The 6,558-nt window shown below is 48.0% G+C and carries 7 protein-coding genes and 1 pseudogene; 1 reads left to right on the top strand and 7 read right to left on the bottom strand.

Translation table 11 applies throughout. The annotated features are described in order from the left end of the window. Both PGS25_RS15260 and PGS25_RS15255 read right to left on the bottom strand, forming a co-directional pair. Positions 1 to 1,250: pseudogene (locus PGS25_RS15260) on the bottom strand (SNF2-related protein); the annotation flags it as partial. A gap of 110 nt (positions 1,251 to 1,360) precedes the next feature. Beyond that, positions 1,361 to 1,705, bottom strand: coding sequence for a TnpV protein (locus PGS25_RS15255; protein ID WP_442865323.1), 345 nt, complete (start codon positions 1,703 to 1,705; stop codon positions 1,361 to 1,363). On the opposite strand from PGS25_RS15255, the gene PGS25_RS15250 reads away from it, so the two are divergent. Continuing rightward, a complete protein-coding gene (locus PGS25_RS15250) occupies positions 1,704 to 2,618 on the top strand; it encodes a hypothetical protein (protein ID WP_270419381.1) in 915 nt (304 codons plus the stop codon). The two genes, PGS25_RS15255 and PGS25_RS15250, sit on opposite strands and share 2 nt — an antisense overlap. Here the strand turns inward: PGS25_RS15250 and PGS25_RS15245 are convergent. The 5 genes from PGS25_RS15245 to PGS25_RS15225 all read right to left on the bottom strand — a co-directional run. After that, positions 2,613 to 3,086: a GNAT family N-acetyltransferase gene (locus PGS25_RS15245; protein WP_270419380.1), complete on the bottom strand. Its 474-nt coding sequence runs from the start codon at positions 3,084 to 3,086 to the stop codon at positions 2,613 to 2,615. The two genes, PGS25_RS15250 and PGS25_RS15245, sit on opposite strands and share 6 nt — an antisense overlap. A gap of 88 nt (positions 3,087 to 3,174) precedes the next feature. Further along, positions 3,175 to 3,777, bottom strand: a complete 603-nt coding sequence (locus PGS25_RS15240; protein ID WP_007045782.1) for an alpha/beta fold hydrolase — start codon at positions 3,775 to 3,777, stop codon at positions 3,175 to 3,177. A 28-nt stretch (positions 3,778 to 3,805) separates the two neighbouring features. Next, entirely contained in the window at positions 3,806 to 4,444 is a 639-nt protein-coding gene (locus PGS25_RS15235; protein ID WP_007045781.1) for an alpha/beta fold hydrolase, read from the bottom strand. A 148-nt stretch (positions 4,445 to 4,592) separates the two neighbouring features. Beyond that, positions 4,593 to 4,808, bottom strand: a complete 216-nt coding sequence (locus PGS25_RS15230; protein ID WP_007045780.1) for a transposon-transfer assisting family protein — start codon at positions 4,806 to 4,808, stop codon at positions 4,593 to 4,595. A gap of 1 nt (position 4,809) precedes the next feature. Continuing rightward, on the bottom strand, positions 4,810 to 6,558 hold a 1,749-nt coding region (locus PGS25_RS15225; RefSeq protein WP_270419377.1), incomplete at its 5' end, for a YodL domain-containing protein.

Raw genomic sequence — 6,558 nt, 5'->3', positions numbered from 1 at the left:
CGCTGGCGGAACTCCGGCACATCCGAATAAAGGCGGATCAGCTCCATATCCTTAGAGCCAAGAACCGCACGGCGCACAGCGGCATTGCCCTCGATGACAGCATTTTCATGGTCGCTGTGACCGCAGGCGTTGCGGTATGCGGCATCCTCGGAAATAGCGGCAGTCACCACAGGCTTATACTGCTCAAACTGCTCCCCAAGGGTAGGCTTTAGCGTTTCTTCCTCCATCTCCGGCTGCTGGGCTTGAATGGCATCTTCTTCGACCAGTTCCTTTTCAGCCTGGATTTTGTCATACTGAGCCTGTTCCTGTTCTGTAAGATAGCGGTCTTTCTGGACGAGAGATGTAATGCGTTTGGCAACCTTTTCCCAGTTCAAGTGAACATCCGGGCAGTCCTGCTTTTTATAGTGCAGTCCTTTCCCATCGTGATCTTCGCCGCTGTGTGTTGCACCGGACAAGGCATGAGAGCGTCCGCCAATGCCATACTCGTCTTTGAGGAATCTCACTTTCTCCTTATCCGTATGGTTTGCCATGAAGAACGCATAGATACGGCCTTTTCCTCCGGCGAAACTGCTGCCGCCGGTCATAGCGGCGTCGATCTCATCCTCGGTAATGAAGTGCTGAACGGTTGGCACTTGGGAAAGGTCTGAAGAAAAGGTCCTGCGTGGCAGGTCAAGGTCCTTCAGGTTCTCCCAGATCTCCCTTGGTCTGTGATAGTGAAAACGCAACAGATCACGGTCCTGCTGATAGGCAGTCCAGAAGGCGGCGTATTCTTCCTTGAGTGTCTGGCGGAAAGCCGGGTCACTCAGCTGCTCCGTCAGGCGGCGAGTCTCCTCCGGGAAACCATTGCCTTTGATCTCTGACAGGCAGGACAAATATCCGGCTTTTCTGGCGTCCTCACTGAGATCGTGATACAGATGCCAGAGCTTTTCCGAGAGGAGGGAGCGTTCATAGCCTGCCGCTTCTGTAAGCTCCACATTGGAGGCAAACTGGCCGCTCTCCAAAAGCTCCCCGATACGCTCTGCGGCGCTCTCCCAGGAAATGACCTGGGCAGACCTGTCATAACGGACAGACTTCCCGTGGGAAAGATGGATACCATCCTCGGCATACCATGCGCTCACGCTGCCAAGGCCATTGCCGCCGTGGTACAGCGTTTTCAGTATCTTGGCAATCTCAGCGGTGGTTTTCTGCTTTTCAAAGGCTGCAACCACACGCTCCCTTTGACGGTCTGTATTGCCGCCCAAACGCAGCACATGGTCGATGTCATTTTGGGCAAAAGAAAAAGCAGAGGATGTATGCGCTACATTCTCTGCTTCATCTATGGATTGGATCTGTTCCGCTTCGGAGAGGAACAGGTTTAGGGTCAGCTGTTGATAAGCTCCGCCATCAGAATCTCCTCGGCCTGGGCTTTGCAGGTGTTCATCAGCCCCACCCGCTTCACGGGATCGCTGGCTTTCAGTTCCTCGGTGGCTCCCGCTTCCTTCGCCAGTTGGGGTATCATCTGCTCCAGTCTGCTCTGGGCGGTCTCGTCGATCTCCAGAAGGTGCGGGTACAGCTTCTCGCTCAGTAGCATCTGGTTGTAGAGGATGGGACGGTGTTCCTTCAGATAGGTTTTCCTCATCCTGCCGTACTTGCCCAGGGATTTCTCCGGCTGCTGGCTCAGCTTCAGGTCGGGAATCAGATAGTCTCCGTTCTGGATATAGGTCATGGGATTGTTCATCTTGTTTGCTCCTTTCTTGGTTGGCTTCGCGCTCTGCATTTCGGACGGTAACGCCGATCTGCCGCAGCACCTGCTGGTTGATCTGGCTGACCGCTGTTCCCAGCGCCCCGATGGTGGACGGGGTGTTGAAATCAAAGATCGCCATGAAATCTTCGTGGTCGAAGTAGCGTTCCGGCTCCAGTCCACAGCGGGACATCAAAGCGTAAGTGATGCTGACGGTGGCGGCTGCCTTGAACTGCACTCCGATGTTATACTCATCATATTCCTCCAAAAAGGAACCGTCAACGATATAGAAGAAGTCCTGCTGATGCTCCGTCCAGTATTCCTCGGCCAGTTTTCCGGCTACCTCGGTGAGTTGTCCGGCAAGGTCATCACCGGAAACATCGTAGGTGCGCTCCAGCATGGCCTGCACGGAATCCAGATGACGCTCCTCCAGCTGCCACAGCCAAGGAGTGCGGGAATGTTCACGGGTTCCGGTGTCGGAAATGTCAAAGACATAGCGCAGGCGTGGTCTGTCCCCGGAATCGTCCACCAGAGCGATTCCCTTGGAACCGCGCCTTACATATCGGCCCATCTTTTCATTCCACAAATCGTACTCTGCACAGGCGGTGGCGTCCGGTCGCTGGGCGTAGATCATCAGCTGCTCATGGAACGGGTATTTGTAAAGGCGGGAAGCAGTGGTGAGAAACCCTGCCCATTCCTGCCAGCTCCCCGTGAGCTGTGTTGCCACCTTGTCCGCCATCTGCGCATACAGTTCAGCTTTGGTTGGCATGGTGTTCTGTCCTCCTTTCGGTTTTTGGATAAAAGAAAAGCAGGAAACCTAAATAATTTCCTGCTGGGTAAAACTGTGAATACTAAATTGGGGTTAGGTTATTTGTTATGCAAACTGTATTTTTTATAGATTTACAATCATAATATACTCCTCATCATTTTCGTCAACAACAGTAAATCCCACTTTCTCATACATTTTCACTGCATAATTACTTTTCTGAACGGACAGGGATATTTTTGAATATCCAGCCAATCTTTCTACTTGTAATAGTTGTTTCAATAATGAAGTTCCAATGCCTAATCCTCTATATCGAGGGCAGACAGACATAGCAAGAGATGGTGTATCATTATCAATGTGTCCATAATCATTCATAATTCTTACCCAAATAGCTCCTACTATATCTCCTTGAATTTCTGCAACTAAGGCTTTATCGTGTTTTCGATTTCCAAACTCGACGATATATTCTTGTAATTCCGGACATTCTATTACTGATTTAGGTGGAGGTTCAATACCTTCCGGAATATAAATCGCTTCGTATAAAAAATCGCTTAACAATCTGTATTCTTGGCTTTTCATTTCTCGTATCATATATTGCATAACTTCTCTCACCACCTCATCTTGGTTCAATAAATTTACTGGTCAACATCTGGATACAACCCCAGTTTAGGAGTAAGGTTTTGAGTGTTTAGTTGTTTAATATCTCTGCAATCGTGTTTGGTGCATATTTATTGAGTTCATGTCCTGCATTTGGAACGATGTGCAAAGTAGCTTGGGGTAGCAATTCTTTTAGCCTTTTAGAAGCCTTTAGATTGGCAGTATCCTTTTTGCCACACAAAATTGTCACTGGACAACAAATATTATTTAATTGCGCAGTAAAATCCAATGATCGCATAGAGTGAGCCAATTTTATGGTGCTGCTTTTTGATAGTCCCATACTTTCAAAAGCCTTGTTTGGCATACAACGGAAGATAAGATTTTGAAAATCTATCAGTAAGCTTGGAACTTTATATTGTGCGCCAATCAAAACCAGCGAAGCCACTTTTTCTTCATGCTGAATAGCAAAATCAATCGCAAGAAGCGCACCTAACGAAAGACCACAGATACGAAGCGGCTCTTTTTCTTCAGAATACCGCTGTTCTAAATCGCCTAAAATCTGCGAATATGATATTTCATCTTCTGTTGAAGAAAAAAGTTCTGGGCAATCGACATCGGAAATTGATAGTTGTTGGACTACTTCTTTCCAATCCTGTGCAGTTTGTCCCAACCCATGTAAAAGAACCGTTTTCATTAAACACCTCCTAAGTTCAAGATATTCATCAACGCACACAAGTTGCTCTTGAAAACCTGTCATTGTGTTTAGAATTTTCAACAATCCATTCGTCCAAAAACTTCATCTGTTCTTCTGTATGAAACCAGTGTTCTCCATTTCTCATGACAGAAAGTGTTGAATGGGTTCTTTGGGCAAATTCAAATATCGTTCCATAAGCGGTAAGATTATCTTTTTCACCATACAAAATGTGCGTTGGGATTTTCCATATAATAGGATTTTCTCTTACATAGCAAAGATAATCCCATGAAAGGGTCTCTCCAAAGGTTGTCTGAATTTCTTTTTTCTCTTTGAGTTCATCTTCTGTAACATTTGCCCAAATCATCATATCAGCAATAAGCCTTTCCATATCTACAATGGGCGAAATAAAATATGCTTTCTCTATTTGCTGATTTGATAAGGCATTGATAGCAAAATACGCTCCAATGCTATTGGCGATTATTTCAACAGTCTTGTAGTTTCTATAAATCGAATTAAAAAGTAATGGAAATTCTTCTTTTGCTTCCCATGGAAACTGTGCAGTATAGTCAAGACCAATTACATCACAATCACTAAAGAGCGACTTGTAATGGAGAGCTTCTTCAGCATCTCCTCCTTTTCCATGTATATAAATAACTGCTTTATCCACGATAGTAATCCTCCATAATTTCTATGTTTATCCATCATTCATTATAATTTCCTCAACCTTAAAAGTATAGTGGGCTTTTGTAAAAAACAAAAGAAACCGCCTTTCCATCGGACAGTTTCTCTCACTATGTCATCCTGACACGATAAATTTACTGGTCAAAATCCGGGTACAGCTCCAGCTGAGAGAAGTCCTCATCGGTCATCGCACAGAGCTTCGTAAGGGCACTGTCGGTCAGCTCCCTCAGTTCCGTTTCCTCCGGCGAAAGCTCGCCGTGCATTTCACGCAGGCTGTCGATCAGCCCGGTGCGGCTGCCGGTATTGTAAATGCACATCAGGTTCATTTCCTCAAAAGTAAAGTTTCCCATATCAAATCTCCCTTTCCGCACTCTTTTTGGGTGCTGTCTTTTTGTGTTCTGCTTTGGGCTGGTTTTTCAGCTGTTCCACAACGGATTTTTTCTTTTCCCATTCCTCCCGATGGGTGGCGGCTGCCAGAGCCACCAGGGAAATGGGCTGACCGCTTCGGGCCTGCTGTTCCAGCTCTGCCACCGTAGGCTCTTTTGCGCCATTGTTGATGATGCCGTCGATCATGCCGTAATCGTCCTCTACGGCCATCTCTGCATTTTTCAGCGGATTTTCCGGCAGGAATCCGGGGATCTGGGTAAAACCAACGCTGTCGCAGTAATGACAGGATACCTTACCGTCCTGTTTGATCGCAACGATGTCGCTGACGCTCATGGAGGGACTGTGAAAGTCTACGGGTTTTTCCAGATTGAATTGCTGATAGAGTTTTTCCAGCTGCTCCGGCACAGTGCCAGACTCACTCAGCGGAGCGGTGTAGATGAGGTCATAATTGCTGCGGTCTACGGAAACATCATGGGACTCTAACCAGTCCAGATTCATAAAGCGCACATTCTGCGGATCGTCACGGCTCACCTGGTAGATGGCAAAGCAGTTTCTGTTCTGGGAGAGAAATGCCTGTTCTCGTTCCTGCTGATGTTCCTGACGCTCCATGACCTTTTCGTGGAACTGAGGGCTTTTCTCCCATTCCTCACGATCCACGCCGAAAAGACCGCCATGCTCCATGATCTCCTGCGGGTCAAACACCATGCTCTCCGTATTGTCCTCATGCAGCACATAGACAGTCAAACCGGCGGCATCCAGTTCCAGCGCCCGTTCTCTGGTAACAGGGAGCATCCCGTCATAAGAGTAACCGTATTTCTGCATATCCGGTGTGGAGACCTGCTCATCCGGCGTTGGGTATTCATCCAGCGCCTGCTCCTGTGCCTCCGGCAGCTGGGAAGAAGCAGTCATCTGACTGGCCTCTGCCTGCATCTGCTGGTAGGCAGCTTCCTGCAAGGTCTCAATCATGGACAACGGTGCGTATTTTACCGAGTCTCTGCCCAAATCGTTGTCATCACAAATCTGGAGAACTGCCTTCATGCGGGAAATCTCCGGCATATCCAGCTGACCACCATCCAACTCTTTCATGGATGCGGCATCGTAAAGGGTATAGTCCCAGCCGCTGTCACAGGACTGGATATGAAGATAGGTGGCATTGTCGATCAGAAACAAAGCCTCCTGCTGATTGGCGTCCGCCCCCAGCACTTCCATTTCCGGCATTGCCGCAGCCAGTTCCTTTACCGCTTTTTGCACCAGAGGATTATCACGGTAATAGTCGATTGCCTGGATGGTGTCCAGGTCAATGGTCTGGCCGGTCAAAATCGGAAAAGGTCCTTCATAGTCGCTTCCGTCTTTCAGCTCAAAACCAATGCCCTTGATCCCGTTCATTCGCTCTGCCGGAATCTCCTGATAAATGCGGACAGCTTCCTCCAAAGACAGGTTATCGTGGTATTCTCCGAGGTTTGGAAACTCCATGCACTCTGCTACATAGTAGGTTAGATTGCCGGTCGGCTGCTCTATCGGGGCGGTTTCCGGCTCTGCTTTTGTATTGGGGTCAATTCCACGCTCTTTGCAGATTTCCTTATAGTGGCGCTCAATGTCACAGATCAAAGTGCCGGAGGTCTTATTGATGGTCTCCAAACTGGCTCTCAGCTCTTTCAGTTCCTTGCCCTGACTCCAGCTTGCAATATAGCCGAAGCTGTTTTCTCCGGTCTC

Origin of the sequence: Butyricicoccus sp. AM78-15b2TA (assembly GCF_027665985.1) — a bacterium.
GTDB lineage: Bacteria > Bacillota > Clostridia > Oscillospirales > Butyricicoccaceae > Agathobaculum > Agathobaculum butyriciproducens.
Note: the sequence above shows the minus strand (reverse complement) of the source record. Positions and strands in the feature narration are given on the sequence as shown.